Source organism: Streptomyces sp. G-G2 (assembly GCF_030063135.1).
Classification (GTDB): Bacteria; Actinomycetota; Actinomycetes; order Streptomycetales; family Streptomycetaceae; genus Streptomyces.
The window spans coordinates 1-15,839 of sequence record NZ_JASISO010000080.1 but is presented as its reverse complement, the minus strand read 5'-3'; the positions used below and the strand labels follow the sequence as shown (position 1 = coordinate 15,839).

Below are 15,839 nucleotides of genomic sequence, written 5' to 3'. Positions count from 1 at the left end.
CCGGCGCCCACCGAGATCTACACCGCCGCATTCGTCGGCAGCGTCAGCTGTGTATAAGAGACAGCGATGACCCTGCTGCGGACCATGCGGCAGGAACTGGCGCCCCAGCACCCGCTGCGGGCTTCGGAGTTCGCCCCGCTCCGGGCGTCCCCCGGGCGTTTGCCCGCATTCGTCCTGTCCGCCGCACGACCCGGTCGATCCCGACGAACAGGAGCGCCGCCCCCGGCGCTTCCCGACTGCCCGGCCGATCCCACGGCCCTGACTGTAGGAGTGTTTCCGTGCTCACCTTCGGAGTGATCGGCTGCGGGTCCATCGGCGGCTTCCTGGCCCGGCTGCTGACGCGCGAGGACGAGCGACTGGCCGGCCGGGCACGGCTGGCCGCGGTCGCCGGCCGGGACCCAGCGCGTGCCGGGGCACTGGCGGCCGAGGTGGGCTGCGACGTGACCGACGTCAGGGGGCTGCTGGCCCGGCGGGACGTCGACGCCGTACTCGTGTGCACCCCGAGCGGCACCCACGCGGAGCTGGCCGAGGCCGCCCTGCGGGCCGGCAAGCACGTCATGGTGGAGAAGCCGGTCGACGTGACGCCGCAGGCGGCCGACCGTCTGATCGCCGTGGCCCGGCAGACGGGGCGGACGCTCGGCGTGGTGTCGCAGCACCGCTTCGATCCCGCCGCCCGGCTGGCCCGTACGGCGATCGAGTCCGGGCGGCTGGGCCGGGTGACCTCCGTCATGACCGAGCTGTCGTGGTGGCGCGGCCCGTCGTACTACGCCTCCGGCAGCTGGCGCGGCACGCCGGACCTGGACGGCGGCGGGGCACTGATGAATCAGGCGATCCACGCGGTGGACCTGGTGCAGTGGCTGGCCGGCCCGGTGGTGGAAGTGGCCGCGCACACGGCGCGGCTGGCCCACCCCGGCATCGAGGTCGAGGACGTGGCGACGGCCAGCCTGCGCTTCGCGAACGGCGCGCTGGGCACCCTGCTCGCCACCACGGCCGCCTACCCCGGGCGCACCGCCCGGACCGCGGTGAACGGCGACCGGGGCTCCGTGGTCATCGACGACGACAGGCTCGCCTACCTGCACCTCGCCGAGGAGGGTGAGGACGCGCCCGCGTACGGGGCTTTCGGCGCCGCCGACCAGTCCGCCACGTACGCGGCGTCGCTGACGGGCGACGGTGCCCGGGACGCTTCGGGGCTGCTGTACCAGCCGCACCGGGACCAGCTCCTCGACTTCTGCGACGCCGTCCTCGATGGGCGGCCCCCGCTGGTGGACGGGGCTGCCGGGCGGCAGGCGGTGGCTGTGGTGACAGCGGTCTACGCGTCTGCCAGGACCGGCCGGCCGCAGCGGGTGGACAGCGCTGTTCCGGCCAATGATGAGCCCGAGCGGGGGGCGCCGTGAGCGGCCCGTTCCGCGAGGGGAGGAACGTCCGACGGCGGGCGGTCGCCTTGCCTCCAGCCCTGACCCTGACCCTCCCCCCAGAGGCGTCCGATTCTGTTCCTATGGCGGAAAATGGCGGGATATAGTTCCTTGCCCCCGTCGCCCCACGAGGCCCCACGTAGACTTGATCATCAGCTGGGCCGGAGGCCGCCCGCCCAGCTGGGCAGGTCCGTTCTGTTCCGTGCGTGTGAACAGAACGGTGGGATGCGAGTGGAAGGCTGCGGGCTTTGTCCCATGCCGATGACCTCATCGAACAGGCCGAGCAGCGCGGCGGCGTCCTCTTCCTGGAGGGGGGCCCGGGAACGGGGAAAACGTTTCTCCTTGACGAGGTGAAGAGACGCGCGGAGGCATCCGGTTTCGTGTGCCTGCCCGCCACCGGGTATCGCGACGAACGCGACGTGCACTTCTCCATCCTTGAGCAGTTCGTTCACGCCTCCGCAATTCCCGACGGCATCCGGTCGGCCCTGCGGCGGATCGTCGGCAACCGGGCGCTGGCCGCCCCGTCGGGCACCGTCCCCTCGCACGACGTGCAGGGCCTGGTTTCCGCGCTGGTCTCGGCCGCCGCGCACACCGGGATCCTCATCCTGGTCGACGACGTCCACCACGTGGACCCCGCCTCGCAGTCCTGCCTGCTCCACCTCGCCCGCCGGGCCCAGTCCCACCGGATCACCCTGGTGATGGCCTGCCCGCGCACCTCCCGCGACGGCATCCGTGACCATCTGGAGTTCCTCGGGCTCTCCGGCACCCGGCTGGTCGAGGTCGCCAACCTGCGGGAGGAGGAGGTCGGGCAACTGCTGGAGCGGGCCACCGGCGTCGGCGCGGCCGCCGGGCCGACCGGCGCGGTCCACCGGATCAGCGGCGGGAACCCCGCGCTGGCCACCGCGCTCGTCCGCGATCTGCACGTGGACCCGGCGGCCGCCTACCCGCCGCCGGTCCGGGTCGGGGCCGCCTTCCGGACCGCCTACGTCGCCGGTCTGGTCCGCCATCCCCCTCTCGCGGAGACGGTCCGCGCGATCGCCGTACTGGGTGACGACAGCACTCCCCTGCGGGCCGCCCGCCTGCTGGAGCGGCCGCCCGGGGAGATCGAGCAGCACCTCGCCGAACTCGACCGCGCGGGCCTGCTGGAAAACGGCGGCTTCCGGCATCCGGCCGTCCCCGGCGCCGTCCTCAGCATGCTCGGCGCCGAACTCCCGGACCTGCACCGGCGGGCCGCCGCGCTGTTGTTCACGGAGGGCGCCCCGGCCCCCGCCGTCGCCCAGCACCTGGTCGCGGCGGATGACCGGCCCGACCCGTCCCAGGTGCGCGTGCTGCGACTCGCCTGGCAGCAGCTCCTCATGGCCGGGCAGCCGGACCGGGCGCTCGCCTGCCTGCGGCTGGCCGACCGGGCCGAGCTCGGCCCGGGGCAGCGCGGCAGGATCATCGCCGCGATGATCGGCACGCTGTGCTACGTCAATCCCCTGGCGGCGGAGCCGGAGGTGAACCGGCTGCTGGCGGCGGCGCGCGCCGGAGAGGTCGACTGCGGCGCGCTGCGACTCCTCGTCCTCTGGTTCCTCTGGTTCGGCGGGCGCGAGCGCGCGCGGGAAGTGATGACCCGTCTGGTCGAGTCCTGCGAACCGTCCCACACGCACGACGAGGTACGGGGCTTCCAGGCGCTCATCGGCTGCCTGTGGCCGGACCTGCTCGCCGATCCCGGGGTGCACGCCTACTTCTGCGACGCCGGGGGCACCGCCGCCCCCGGTCGGCACGCGCCGGCGGCGATGTCGGCGTCCTGCGCCGAGTCCGTCCCCGGGGGCCGCCGGCTGCTTGCGCCGTCGGTGACCGCCCCGGCCGGGAACGACGGCCACGACGCCGTCGAACGGCCGTCCGTGCCGGCGGTCATCAACCCCCGCTGGTTCCGTGAATTGGATCTCGCGGCCGTCCTGGAGCTGACGCGCAAGGGCGAGATGACGCTCGCCGACCGGCTCTGCGAGGAGCAGTGGAGCCGTCTGACCCCGGACGAGCTCCCGGCCCGCAAAGCACTCCTGGGCGGTCTGCGGGCCCACATCCGGTGGAACCTGGGAGACCTGCGCACGGCCGCGGAGAGTGCCGCGTACGCCTTGGAGCTGCTGCCCGACCGCAGTTGGGGCGTCGCCGTCGGCATGCCGCTGTCGGTCCTGATCGCCGCGCACACCCTGATGGGGGAGCCGCACCAGGCGGTGCAGTACCTGGAACGTCCGGTCCCCGATGAGATGTGGGACTCGTCCTTCGGCCCGCTGTACCGGATCGCCCGCGGCCGCTACCTGCTGGAATCGGGCCGTCCGCACGCGGCGCTGACCGACTTCACGGCCTGCGCCCCCGCGGACGAGTCCCGGGAGAGGAACCCCCTCGGCCCCCTCGGCTGGCGCGCCCACGCCGCGGAGGCGTATCTGGCCCTCGGTGAACCGGAGCGGGCCCGGCGGCTCGTCGTGGCGGAGATCGTGCAGGGTGACCGGCCGACCGACGCCCGGGGGCGCGCCTTGGCCGTACTGGCCGCGCTCGACGAGCCCGGGCGGCGCAGGACCCACCTGGAGGAAGCCGAGCGGACCCTTCGCGCGACCGGCAGCCGGCTCTCGCTCGCCCGGGTGCTCGGCGACCTCAGCCACCTGGACCTGGCGGAGGGCCTCACGCACACCGCGCGGGCGCGTTGGAGCGAGGCACGCGGCCTGGCCACCGAATGCGGCGCGCCCCACCGGGTGCGACCCCTCGCGGCCCCGCTCGACGGGCCCCCGGCCCCGGCCGGGCCGTCCCTCGCGGAGGCCGGACGCCCGGAGAGAGCCGTACCCGCATCGACGGGCGCCGCCACCGGCGGTCTGACGGAGGCCGAGCGGCAGGTGGCCTCGCTGGCCGCGGCGGGCAGGTCGAACCGGCAGATAGGCAGTCAGTTGTACATCACGGTGAGCACGGTGGAGCAGCATCTGACCCGCGTGTACCGCAAGCTGGCGGTCCAGCGCCGGTCCGACCTGACCGGTGTGCTGGGGCTCCTCTCCTGAACACGCGGCGCGAACGGGGTCCTGCGTGCGGCGTCCTGCGTGCGGGGTCTTGCGTGTGGGCCGAGCCCGCTGGGTGAGCCGTGAGGAAGCACAGGGCCCCTGCTGGCAGCCCGGGCTGCTGAGCGGCACCGGCAGCGGAGGCGCCGGCAACGCCGACCTGTACTACCGCGGCAGTAGGTGGGCCACCACCAGCGCCTACCGGGCGAAGTGCTTCTTCCAGGCGTTGCGCCAGTTCGACGACGCGCACGAGTCCGGGGTGAGAGCAAGTGGTACTGAACGCTTGGCGTCATGACCGCCGCTCCGGCACCCGGCACGCCGAGGTGAGCGGCGTGCGCCCCGTCGCGCGAGCATGCGCAGGCGTCCAGTCAGGTGTCCTACGAGCACACCGCACCGGAGCCCTACGCACACACGGGGAGCGGGGCGGGCGCCGGTCAGGGAGTGTCGCCGTCCCAGAGGAACGTTCCCTCGGGATCGGCTTCGGAAGGGCTGTAGAGCGCACGCCCACCGGGGCCGAACATGCCCCGATCGGTGATCAGGAGCACGCCCTCCACCCGCTCCTGATCGGGCAAGTTGGTCACGTCAAGGAGCTGACCGTCCAGGGGGCCGCCCGTCAGCCTCACGTACAGCCGTCCGGGAGCCGGCCGGACCCAGTAGCCTTCGTCCCCGCAGTACACCTGCCCATCCACCACGCTCATCCCGTCCGTCTGCCCTCTCACCCGGCCCAGTCACCCCACTGACGGATGATCTCCCGCACACCCGTACCCGCGCCAGTCGCCGACCGCGACCGCTCCATGGGGCCCGCACCCCGAGCTCCACGGATCCCCGTACTCCCCTTGGGTTGGCGGTACATGAGCGACGGCTCCCGGTGGCTCTCACAGCCAGCCCTGCTGCGCCGCCTTGAGACCGGCTTCGAAGCGGCTGCTCGCGTGGAGGCGTTCCATCAGGGCGGACATCCGACGTCTGACGCTACGCTGGGACACTCCCAGGCGTCTGGCGGCCGCCTCATCGGTCATCCCTGAGGCCAGGAGCTTCAGCAGTTCCAGCTCGGCCGCGGTGGGGCGTGCGTCGCAGGACCGCGGCCGGTCCGCCCCGAGGGGGACGGCGGACTCCCAGGTCTGCTCGAACAGGCTGACCAGCGACGCGACGCTCCCGGGGGCGCTGGTACACAGGGGCGCCCAGGCGGGAGTTCTGCGGGTCGATGGGGACGACCGCGACGGCGCGGTCGAACACCAGGAGGCGCGGCGGAAGCAGCGGACTGGTGCGGACCTGACCGCCCCGCTCGGTCAGCCACCGCGCGTAGGCCAGCGTCGCCGGATCGTTGCGGGTACTGTCCTGGTGGACCGAGCGCATCTCGATGCCGCGGCTCAGCGCCCGCCGGTCCAGCGGGCGGGAAGCCTCCAAGCTCGCCTCGGACAGCGCGCCGCCCGGCAGGATCGCCAGGCATTCCCGGGCCAGTCCGTGGGCGACGTGCTCAAGACGGCTCTGGATGGCGTCCATCCCCACGAGCCGCTCCGCACCGTCGATCTCGGTGTTCGGGCGGAGCCGGGCGTATTCGCGGAGACCACCTGCGCCGCGGCAGCCTCGCTGCGGGCCACGTCCCGCTGCTGCTGCGCCAGTTCCTCTTCCTGACGGCGGAGCAACAGCTCCAGGCCCAGTTCCGGGCTCGCCCGCATGGCGCCGAGCTGACGTTCTCCGTACCGGCCGCCGCACCCCCGGGGCGTTGGAATGCGCCGTCGCCGTCGGTACCGTCGACGCCCCAGCCTCGCGCCCGCTCCTGACAGCGGGACCCCGCGCGTCCATCGGCCGCCCCGCAGAGGTCTTCGCGGCCTGCGCCGCCGCCATCGGCCGCTGTGGCCGCGCGTAGCTTGACACCGCATCGGCCCCACCCCGTGACGGGCGGGCCGATTACCGGGATCCCGGGGCCGACCACTCGACGACGCCCGACCCGAAGGGCAATCTCCGACTTCACATGGTGGCGCCCGACCGGATGCCCGGCACGCGATCTCCTGGACCAGTTCCGCATGAGCAATCCCGTGCCCTGGCAGGTTGACGTGGCACGCGGAAGACCGGCTCACCCGCAATCAGACGCCGCAAGAGATCCACTGACGAGACTCCGGCCCCTCACCTGTCCTCGACCGCTGGTGGCCATCCAGCAAGACCTGCTCCGCCTGCGGATGGCGAAATCCACGCGTCACGCTCGCGGACAGGACGTTCTACTGCACCACCAGCATTGACCGGGACCTGAACGCCGTACGCACCATGGCGGCCCACGCCGTTCCCGTCAAAACGACAGTCGCCCCTGGTAGAGAGAGACACAAGGACCGAACAGATGTCCGCTGCCTGGCTGCCAGCCACTGGTGATCACGGGCCACCGTGCTCCGCCTGGGTGGACACCGGGCCGCCGGCCCCGTCACCGGTGGGGCGGTGGGGGGCGAGCCGCAGGGCCGTGCACAGGGGGCCCGGGCGGGGTTGCCTGTGATCTCACCGATCTCCCGCGTGCACTTGCTCGTCCTTCACCGTGAGGCCGAGGACCTGGGCCAGTGCTGGCGCCAGGTCAAGGAGTTGACAGGTGCTGATCGTTGCGCCCTTCAAGGCGTCGAGTCCGGAGGAGATATCCAGTGCGGCCGCCGCGCGCAGGTCCACCTTCGTCATTTTGGCGTTGTCGAAGTGCACCCGCTCCAGGGTGGTGCCGGGGAAGGTGACGTTGGCGAGTGTGGCTCCGCCGAAGTCGGCGTCGCGTAGGAGGCAGTCCACGAATGAGACGTTGCGCAGCTTGGCCATGCGGAGGTTGACTGAGTCGAACTTGCAGTTGTGGAAGGTGACGCGGTTCATATGGGAGCCGGAGAGTTCTGTGCCGGCGAGAACCACCTCGGCACACTCGCTGTCCATCCAGGTGGTCTCTGCGAGGTCGGTCCCCACGATGCGCACGGTGTGCAGCCAGACATCGTCGAACTGGGCGCGCCGGTATCGGCCCCGAGTGAAGGTCACTGCGGAGAACGCGGACTCGGTGAAGCCGGAGCTTCCGCCGTCCACGTCCTCGAAATCGCAGCGGTCGAAGTGGACCCACTCGTAGGCACCCTCCCGGTCCATCCTTCCGGTGAACGCCGTAAGGCGGTGTGCGTACGGGAGTTTGGCGCGTTCACGGGCGGCACGGGCTCGCATCTGGTCTCTCCAGGAGGCGGGAATCGGGTCAACGGGTCAGAGCGGGCATGCTCGCGCAGGCGGCTCTGATGGAGCCGGGGCGGGAGGGGATGAGTCCACGCCCCGATGCCCTGGCTGCTGCCAGGCATCGCGGCACGGGTAGCGGATCATGGTGTCGCGGCAGCGGGTTGCGCCGTTGTCGGCTCTGCCGCTTCTCTGCGACAGAGGTGACCGCGGGGCCGGAATCGGTGCTCGGGACGGGTCATGTCGAGCGATCGCGCCGGAGAGCCCCCGCTGGCGCAGGTCACCAGGGCAGCGGGAGCTCGACCAGGTTCACGTCCGAGCCGGTGAAGGTCCCGGTTCGGCCGCCGTCGGGCAGCGTCGCCAGGAGAACCGGGATGCGTGCTGCCTGCTCCACGGTCCGCGGCCCCGCGCCCTGGGTGAGATCGGTCGCGGTATAGCCGGGGCAAGCCGTGTTGACCAGGATGCCCGCGTCGCGGAGTTCGTCGGCGTACATGATGGTGAGGGCGTTGAGCGCCGCCTTCGATGCCGTGTAGGCGGCGAACTGCGGAAAGCTTCCCGGCGGATAGGTGCCTCCGGGGCAGACCTTGAGCGCCGCGAGCGTCAGCGAGCCGAGGGAACTGCCGATATTGACGATGCGCCCTGCCTGCGACCGGCGCAGCAGGGGCAGCATGGTGTTGGTGACCGTGACGACTCCGACGACGTTGAGCTCGAACACGCGCCGTGCTTCGCCGGTCGAGGTCTGGCTGGCCGGCTGCCACGGCGGCATGGTCCCGGCGTTGTTGACCAGCACGTCGAGCCTGCCCTGTTCCTTCTCGATGCACTGTGCGGCAGCCATGACGCTGGGCTCGTCGGTGACCTCGAGCAGCACGGCACGGGCGTCGAGACCCGCGTCGCGCAGTTCACGCTCGGCCGCTTCTCCTCGCTTCTCGTCCCGGGCGCCCAGATAGACCGTCATGCCGCGTTCGGCCAGTTGCTGGGCGATGGCACGTCCGATGCCTTTATTCGCGCCGGTGACCAGTGCGACGGGGGAAGAGGTGCGGGTTCCTGAAGTCATATAAACCTCCACGATGCGTCTCGTCGAATACCGTGAATTCACAGCATGTCGTCCAAGGCACGGCAACTCTGCACGCACGGCCACAACAGCTGATCAGGACTTGAGAATAACACACCTGAGAGACCAGGTACGCGCTCACATTTAACGGCTCTTGACGCTCTATATCCGCAGACCTTGACAATTGCTCGGCGCTGGTCACTCACCATCCAATGGATGCGACTTGCGTTCTCTCGGGAGATATGAACAAGCCGGTAACGTACCGAAACCGGTGAGGATCCCAGCGGCGATCCCAGGAGCGACTACCACGCTTACCGCGCCTCAGCTTCGGCGCCGCATGCTGAAGTCGCTCCGGATCGTTCCCGCAAGCGCACGCCGGCGTGCAGAGACTATATAGCCCACAAAAGGGGCGCATAGCGCACCCTCCCGCATGACATTTCACCTCGAATCTGCGCAACACCCCCTGAATTCGAGTGTTCACGCTTCGGCTGAAAATGCAAGCCGACGCCAGTAGATTCCTCGCCTCCAGTGCTCACACACTCGACGGTTTTGTCAAGCGCGACAAGAACCGAATCGCAAAGCCTGAACCGACCTCTGGCGTCGTGTTAAGGTCGGCTTTCTTCCCGAGCCGAGGCCCCGTGTCACCACGGTCTGCCCTGCCCCGGATTGACTCACGGACGCCCCGTTCTCCAGCGAAGGGGCGTCTCATTCCTTCCCTGAAATCAAAATGCGCATTCTCCTGCCCATTTCTTTTTCCGGGGAATTCATTGCAGCTGATCCTTGGAGCCTTCCCGTGTCTGCTGACACCACGACCGCCGCCTCCGCACGGCCGGACACCGCCGGCACCTCACCCGGGGGCCGCCATCTCGGCCTTGCCCTCTTCGTGATCGCCGCCGCCCAGCTCATGGTGGTCCTCGACGCCACCATCACCAACATCGCCCTGCCCAGCATCCAGACCGACCTGGGCGTGTCCGACGCCAACCTGGCGTGGATCGTCAACGCCTACGCCCTCGCCTTCGGCGGCCTGCTCCTGCTCGGCGGCCGGGCAGGCGACCTGTTCGGCCGACGCCGCATGTTCCAGACCGGGACCGCCGTGTTCACCCTGGCCTCACTACTGGGCGGACTCGCCCCGAACGAGAGCGTGCTGATCTCCGCACGCATCCTGCAGGGCGTCGGTGCGGCGCTCGCCGCACCCAGTGCCCTGGCGTTGATCACCACCACGTTCCCGGCGGGCAAACCGCGCAACACGGCGATGGGCGTGTACGCGGCCATGGGCGGTCTCGGCGCCACCGTCGGCCTGCTCCTGGGCGGCGTACTCACCGACGTCCTCGACTGGCGCTGGGTCTTCTTCATCAACATCCCCATCGGCCTGGCCGTCCTCTTCGGCACCAAGACCCTGGTCGAGGCCGAACGCCACCCCGGCCGCCTGGACATCCCCGGCGCCATCACCGGCACCGGCGGCCTGATCGCCCTCGTCTACGCCATCACCCGCGGCGGCGAGCACGGCTGGACCGACAGCCTCACCCTGACCTCGTTCACCTCAGCGGCCGCACTGCTGATCGGATTCCTGCTCCTGCAGGCCCGCACCACGGACGCGATGATGCCGCTGCGCCTGTTCAAGGACCGCACCCGGTGGGGCAGTTACGCCACCATGCTGTTCATCGGGGCGGGTATGTTCGCCACCTTCTACTTCCTGACGCTCTACATGCAGCTCATCCTGCGCTACAGCCCCGTCAAGACCGGCTGCGCCTACCTGCCCTTCAGCGCCGGCATGGGCATCGCCGCGGCGGTCAGCTCCAAGATGGCCGCCCACGTCACTCCCCGCTTGATCGCAGGGCCGGGCCTGCTCGTCGCGGCCGTCGGCATGTTCTGGTTCGCCGCTCTGGAGCCGGACTCCTCGTACCCAGCCCATCTGATGCCCGCCATGTTCGTCACCGCCCTCGGCCTGGGCATGAGCTTCGTCCCCCTGACGCTAGGCGCAGTCAGCGGCGTCGCCCACCAGGACGCCGGAATCGCCTCGGCACTGCTCAACACGGCCCAACAGATCGGCGGCGCCCTCGGCCTCGCGGTCCTGTCGACGATCTCCACCTCCGCGGCCAACGAGAAACTGCCCGAGGCGGCCTCCACGCTCTACCAGGGCCTGGCGGCCAAGGACTTCCAGCTGGTCGCGAAGGCGGCCGAAGCGCTGACCGATGGCTACACCGTGGCCTTCCTCGGAGCAGGTGCCATGTTCCTCGCCGGCCTGGCCGTCACCGCACTCGCCATCAACGCCGGCAAACAACACCACACCGAGAAGCCCGCGGCCGCCCACATGGGGTGACACCCGACACAGCCCCTACCCCGTCTACGCAGACCGGCAACGGCCGGACTCGTTCACCCCCGCCCGGTAGAAGGTCGGGGCCAGTTCACGTGGGGCCCAGCCACGCCCGTCCACGGGAACAGGCGAAGGCCCCGGTATTCCGGCGGAATACCGGGGCCGGGTTCGGTCCGGTCCTACTGCACCAGAGCGCTCTGGGCCCCGGTCCTACCCCACGCACCCATGTCGACGCGGTCTGCCCACGCCCCTAGCCCGCCTCAGGGACCGGGCGCAGGGCCCGGATCCGTCCCAGCGGCCTGTTCAGCCGGGCCTCATCCTCGGCCCCGGCCTGTTCCTCGGCCCGTTCCAGGCACCCGGTCGATACTCTCGCCGTGCAGCTCGTCATCCATCAGAGTCTCGACGGCGCAGAGATCATGGCAGTGATCGACGTCATGTCCTGGTAGGCGGCGTTGAACGAAAGCCGCATAAGCCGGGTCCAGAGTCTGGGCAAAGGCCCGTCATCGACGACGACGCGATGATGGCGCTCAACGTCGAAGGCCATCGTCTTCCGCTGCCGCCCGAAGTCGCTCGGTTGGTCCGCGCGCTACGCGACCAGTGCCCGGAACACTGGCGGCTCGATCAGACAGCCAGCACAACACCGTGGCTGTTCCCCGGGCAGGAGCCTGCCCGCCCTCTCGGAGCCACCTACCTCAACTTGAAGCTCCGCCGACACGGCATCGCGCCTCACGCCGGGCGCAACAATGCTGGTCTCGCGCTGGCCACCGACCTGTCGGCATCCGTCCTCGCCTACTTCACCGGCACCAGCATCAGCATCGCCAGCAGAGGTAGCGATCAAGGTAGGCGGCGAGCAGATCAGCGTCGTGCGCCGTTCCTAGACTGGCCAGGGCCATGCTGTAAGCCAGCCCAACACAGCAGACTTCGCTTGCCAGCAGGAGTTCCCCGAGGCGCTCACGGAACTCGGTCCGGCGGGAGACAGCTACGAGCCAAGCCGTCCAACCGTGCTGCCAGCACTACCCCATGGCTGTTCGCCGGTCTGAACCCGGGCCGCCCAATCCAGTCGCAATACATCTACCTGAGCTCAGGCGCCTTGGACTGGGCGGCCTTGCAGTCCGCAACACTGCCCGTCTCGCGCTGGCAGCCGACGTTCCTGCCACAATCCTCGCTGCCACAATCCTCGCTGCCCTAACCCTGACCATTCAGCGGAATTGTCCAGCCTGACGGCCTGGTAGCAGAAAAGGTGTCCTGGCCTGCGAGGATGCGACTGTCGAGGAAGTATCGGTTGCAAGAATCAGGACACCTTTCTGGTGAGCGAGCGTACAGGGTGAGACCGGGGCCTGGTCGTGAGGGCTGACGGGAAAGGGCTGGTCGGGCATGCCGGGGTGGTGCTCCTGCGGCGGCTGGCGGACCGGTCGGGGCTGACGGAGGCGCTGGCTGGGGTGTTCCCGGTGGGCGGGCCGGGGTGGCGGGACAGGGCGGTGGTGTTCGTCCAGCTGGCGATATCCATCGCGCTGGGCGCCCGGAGCGTGGCGGAGACCGGGCAACTCGCTCTGCATCACGAGCGGATGACCGGCCCAGGTGTCTCGGACTCCACGGTGCACCGCACCCTGAACCTGTGCGATGGCGACCGGCTCGCGGCGATCGCCCGCGTCCGGGCACGGGTCCGCCGGATGGTGTGGTCGTGGCTGGCCCTGCGGCCCGGCGGCTTCCCCTGGCTCACCGTCGCCGGGAAACGCCTGCACAACTGGGTGATCGTCGACATGGACGCCACGATCATCACGGCCGCCTCGAAGAAGGAACAAGCGACGGCGACCTGGAAGAAGACCCTCGGGTTCCACCCGCTGGCCGCCTGGTGCGCGAACACGTCCGAGTGCCTGGCGATGCTGTTGCGACCGGGCAACGCCGGCAGCAACACCGTTGCCGATCACCTCACGGTCCTGGCCGACGCGCTCGCCCAGATCCCCGGATCCTCGGCCGCGAAACTCCTGATCCGCGTCGACGGGGCCGGTGCCACCCACGGCCTGCACGAACACCTCATCGGCTTGAACACCCGTCGGCGCACGGTCCGTTTCACCACCGGCTGGACCATCACCGACACCGACGAGGCGGCCATCGCCCGCCTGCCCGAAACAGCCTGGGAGGTCTCCCTGAACCAGGACGGCACCCTCCAGGAGGACTATGGGGTCGCGGAGTTGAGCGGCCTGAGCGCACGCGAGGGCTGGGGCAAAGGACTCCGGCTGATCGTCCGCCGGGTCAAGCCCTCCAGCCGCCACCTCGCGAACCTGACCGACTTCGAGAAGAGAACCGGCTTCAAGTACTCGATCATCGCCACCAACATCCGCAAGATGACCCGGATCCCCGGATCCCACCAGGCACAGTGGCTGGACGCTTTGCACCGGCACCACGCGGTCGTCGAAGACCGGGTACGCACGAACAAGGCGATGGGCCTGCACAACCTGCCCTCGAAATCCTTCACCACGAACCAGGGCTGGATGCTCGCCGCGAACCTCGCCGCCGACCTCGACGCCTGGCTCCGCCTCCTGGCCCTGCACGACCAGGACGGCCTCAGCGACGCCGAACCCGACACCATGCGGTTCCGGATCTACCACCTGCCCGCCCGCCTCGCCGTCCACGCCCGCCGCCGGCACCTCCGCCTCGCCCCCGACTGGCCCTGGGCAGCCGCCTTCGTCCTGGCCTGGCAACGCCTGACCGGACTGACCGCCGTCACCTGACGAGCAGGCCCCCGCCCCGACGAAGACCAGGAAGGAGAACCCCGCACCACCCCGGGACCGTGGAACCCGGCGCAGCCGCAGCGACACGCGAAGACCCTGACCCCGAGCAGCGGGGACAAACGGGGCGAAGTGATCACCCTATGTGGCAACGATCAGCGCTGAAGGATCGAGGCTAACGGGGACCAGCATCGACATCACGACGGACTGGGCGAACTTCGTCAAGCCCAACTGGACCGACTGCATCGCTATTCGCAAAGGCCCCTGAGGCCTGCTCAGCTACGACGTGACCTGTCCGCTTCGAGGACCCGGTGAAGCGCCTTCGAGGGGTACGGGCTCTCCCTGCTCTCCTCCTGGATCTTGAGGTAGAAGTCCGTCAGCACTGCGGCGAGCGGTGCATGGCGGGAGAGGATCGCCCTGGCCTTTGGCGATCCGTCCGGCGATTTCTTCCCATCGGCACATGCGTGAATGAGCGCCACCCGTTCGTTCCGCTCGTATCCGTATAGAGCAGTGATCAGCCAGTTCACCAGCCAGCTGACCGTGTAGCAGCGATCGTAGGTCCGGCGCAGTTCGAAGAACTGTGTCTCGGACGGTGACAGATCGAATCGGGAGGAGAGAGCGAGGCCAAAGTCCGTGAAGTAGAGACGTCGGCCGTCGGTCAGGATGTTCTGAAAATGGGCGTCGAAGTGCAGGAGCCCGCGAGCGTTCATGAAGGACGTGCCGGCTTCCAGTTCGCGATCCACCAGGGAGAGAGCCCGGTCGGCAGATTCTTCACCAGCCTGCACCTGCTCGGTGAGCCACTCGTGGAGCGTCCGAGGGATGTACTCCAGGAACAGCACGAGGCTCGCAGAGGACTGCTGAAGGGCCTCGATACGACGGCGTACCTCGGGTCGGCCTCCCCAATAGGCCACGGCCCGCTCCACGTCCGCGAGTTCTCCGGGAAGAGCGGTCGTGTCCGGCAGCACGCGCCAGTGGTACATCACCGGAAACCCCTGGTGCTGCCCTCCGAGCACCCAGTTCGTCGTCATGGTGTGAACAGCGAGCTCCCGCCACGCACCGAAACCAGGCCCACCGACGCCGTATTGACAGTAGGTGGGCAGCCCGAACAGGTTGGCCGTGGTCCGTACGTGCTCCGGCAACCGCTCCATGTCCGTGAGCGGCACCCGTTTCACGAAGACCGGCTTTCCGTCGACCTCCATCAGCGCGGACTTGCCGCCGATACCGGAGCCGAGCGGCACGGCGGCGTCCACAAGCTCGGCCAGCCGGTGATCACTTCGCAGGGCGAGTGAGGTGGAAACAGCGCTGTAGGCAGCCAAGCGCGCTTCTTCCGACATATCGGGATGCTCGACTGCTACCTGCATCGAAACGCCGACCTCGTTTCCACCATGTCCGCGAGTGCTTCACCAGCTGCTGCCTCTGCACTGTAGGTGCAGGTCGATGTGGAGATCAGCGGAATCGACGGACGGCGCCGGCTTTCACGGTTCAGCGCCTGCCACTCGCGTGCCGCCCCCCTGACAGGGCCACAGCTCGACCTCGCCAGCACGGCGGTCGCTAGTGCCGCGCCAGGCAGCGTTCGCCCGTCGCGACGCCCCGCACGCACTCTCGCCGCACCAGACGCGGGTCTGTACGGTCAACGGTGGATCTTCGAGCAGGAAGTGACACCTGATGACTGACGTGACCGTGTCGGCGGAGGCCGTGGCGGAAGTACAGCCGTCCGGGTTGGTGCCGGAGGTTCTGGACGATCAGCTGATCAGTCAGCTGGTGGACCGGGCCAAGGCTGACGGGATCAAGCTGACGGGCCAGGGTGGTCCGCTGCAGCAGTTGACGAAGCGGATCCTCGAGTCGGCTCTGGAAGGCGAGATCCCCGACCACCTCGGGCACGAGAAGCATGAGAAGGCCGGCTCGGGCAACACCCGCAACGGGACCCGGTCCAAGACCGTGGTGACCGAGGTCGGCCCGGTCGTTCTTGAAGTCCCGCGGGACCGGGAGGGCTCGTTCGAGCCGCAGATCGTCAAGAAGCGGCAGCGTCGGCTGACCGGCGTCGACGAGATGGTGCTCTCGCTGTCGGCCCGCGGCCTGACCCATGGGGAGATCTCCGCTCACCTCGCGGAGGTTTACGGCGCCGAGGTCTCCAAGACG

Annotated in this window: 12 protein-coding genes and 2 pseudogenes; 7 read left to right on the top strand and 7 right to left on the bottom strand. The window is 69.5% G+C overall.

The window, feature by feature from the left end; translation table 11 throughout:
- The first annotated feature begins 278 nt into the window (after positions 1–278).
- The 3 genes from QMF80_RS36285 to QMF80_RS36275 all read left to right on the top strand — a co-directional run bounded on the left by QMF80_RS36285 (position 279) and on the right by QMF80_RS36275 (position 4,733).
- Positions 279–1,394 carry a Gfo/Idh/MocA family protein gene (locus QMF80_RS36285; protein ID WP_283461429.1) on the top strand — a complete coding sequence of 372 codons (1,116 nt, stop codon included), beginning with the start codon at positions 279–281 and terminating at the stop codon, positions 1,392–1,394.
- Positions 1,395–1,651: 257 nt separating this feature from the next.
- Positions 1,652–4,441 (top strand): helix-turn-helix transcriptional regulator, encoded by a 2,790-nt coding sequence (locus tag QMF80_RS36280; RefSeq protein ID WP_283461431.1) that lies wholly within the window; start codon positions 1,652–1,654, stop codon positions 4,439–4,441.
- Between the two features lie 73 nt (positions 4,442–4,514).
- Positions 4,515–4,733 carry a hypothetical protein gene (locus QMF80_RS36275; protein ID WP_283461427.1) on the top strand — a complete coding sequence of 73 codons (219 nt, stop codon included), beginning with the start codon at positions 4,515–4,517 and terminating at the stop codon, positions 4,731–4,733.
- Between the two features lie 139 nt (positions 4,734–4,872).
- Here the strand turns inward: QMF80_RS36275 and QMF80_RS38195 are convergent, their stop codons facing one another.
- The 3 genes from QMF80_RS38195 to QMF80_RS36260 form a co-directional block, all read right to left on the bottom strand.
- Positions 4,873–5,019, bottom strand: coding sequence for a hypothetical protein (locus QMF80_RS38195; RefSeq protein ID WP_349372277.1), 147 nt, complete (start codon positions 5,017–5,019; stop codon positions 4,873–4,875).
- A 294-nt stretch (positions 5,020–5,313) separates the two neighbouring features.
- Complete coding sequence (locus QMF80_RS36265) at positions 5,314–5,454, bottom strand: helix-turn-helix domain-containing protein (protein WP_283461423.1); 141 nt, start codon at positions 5,452–5,454, stop codon at positions 5,314–5,316.
- The gene (locus QMF80_RS36260) at positions 5,444–5,938 is read right to left on the bottom strand and encodes a hypothetical protein (protein ID WP_283461421.1); all 495 of its coding nucleotides are present in this window, start codon (positions 5,936–5,938) and stop codon (positions 5,444–5,446) included. Before QMF80_RS36260 ends, QMF80_RS36265 begins: the two co-directional genes overlap by 11 nt.
- A 648-nt stretch (positions 5,939–6,586) precedes the next feature.
- Between QMF80_RS36260 and QMF80_RS36255 the strand changes: the two are divergent.
- Positions 6,587–6,802 (top strand): annotated as a pseudogene (locus QMF80_RS36255) (zinc ribbon domain-containing protein); the annotation flags it as partial.
- A 120-nt stretch (positions 6,803–6,922) separates the two neighbouring features.
- On the opposite strand, the gene QMF80_RS36250 reads toward QMF80_RS36255, so the two are convergent.
- Positions 6,923–7,603: a pentapeptide repeat-containing protein gene (locus tag QMF80_RS36250; protein ID WP_283461418.1), complete on the bottom strand. Its 681-nt coding sequence runs from the start codon at positions 7,601–7,603 to the stop codon at positions 6,923–6,925.
- A gap of 283 nt (positions 7,604–7,886) precedes the next feature.
- The gene (locus tag QMF80_RS36245) at positions 7,887–8,660 is read right to left on the bottom strand and encodes an SDR family oxidoreductase (RefSeq protein ID WP_283461416.1); all 774 of its coding nucleotides are present in this window, start codon (positions 8,658–8,660) and stop codon (positions 7,887–7,889) included.
- 790 nt (positions 8,661–9,450) lie between these two features.
- Here QMF80_RS36245 and QMF80_RS36240 point away from each other — a divergent pair.
- Positions 9,451–10,977 carry an MFS transporter gene (locus tag QMF80_RS36240; RefSeq protein WP_283461415.1) on the top strand — a complete coding sequence of 509 codons (1,527 nt, stop codon included), beginning with the start codon at positions 9,451–9,453 and terminating at the stop codon, positions 10,975–10,977.
- 818 nt (positions 10,978–11,795) lie between these two features.
- Here QMF80_RS36240 and QMF80_RS36235 read toward each other — a convergent pair.
- Positions 11,796–11,966 (bottom strand): annotated as a pseudogene (locus QMF80_RS36235) (DUF6000 family protein); the annotation flags it as partial.
- A gap of 348 nt (positions 11,967–12,314) precedes the next feature.
- Here QMF80_RS36235 and QMF80_RS36230 point away from each other — a divergent pair.
- Entirely contained in the window at positions 12,315–13,703 is a 1,389-nt protein-coding gene (locus QMF80_RS36230) for an IS1380 family transposase (protein WP_283461413.1), read from the top strand.
- Positions 13,704–13,975: 272 nt separating this feature from the next.
- Here QMF80_RS36230 and QMF80_RS36225 read toward each other — a convergent pair whose 3' ends face one another.
- A complete protein-coding gene (locus QMF80_RS36225) occupies positions 13,976–15,061 on the bottom strand; it encodes a BUD32 family EKC/KEOPS complex subunit (protein WP_283461411.1) in 1,086 nt (361 codons plus the stop codon).
- Between the two features lie 304 nt (positions 15,062–15,365).
- On the opposite strand from QMF80_RS36225, the gene QMF80_RS36220 reads away from it, so the two are divergent.
- The coding region (locus QMF80_RS36220; RefSeq protein ID WP_283461409.1) for a transposase at positions 15,366–15,839 on the top strand (474 nt) is incomplete at its 3' end.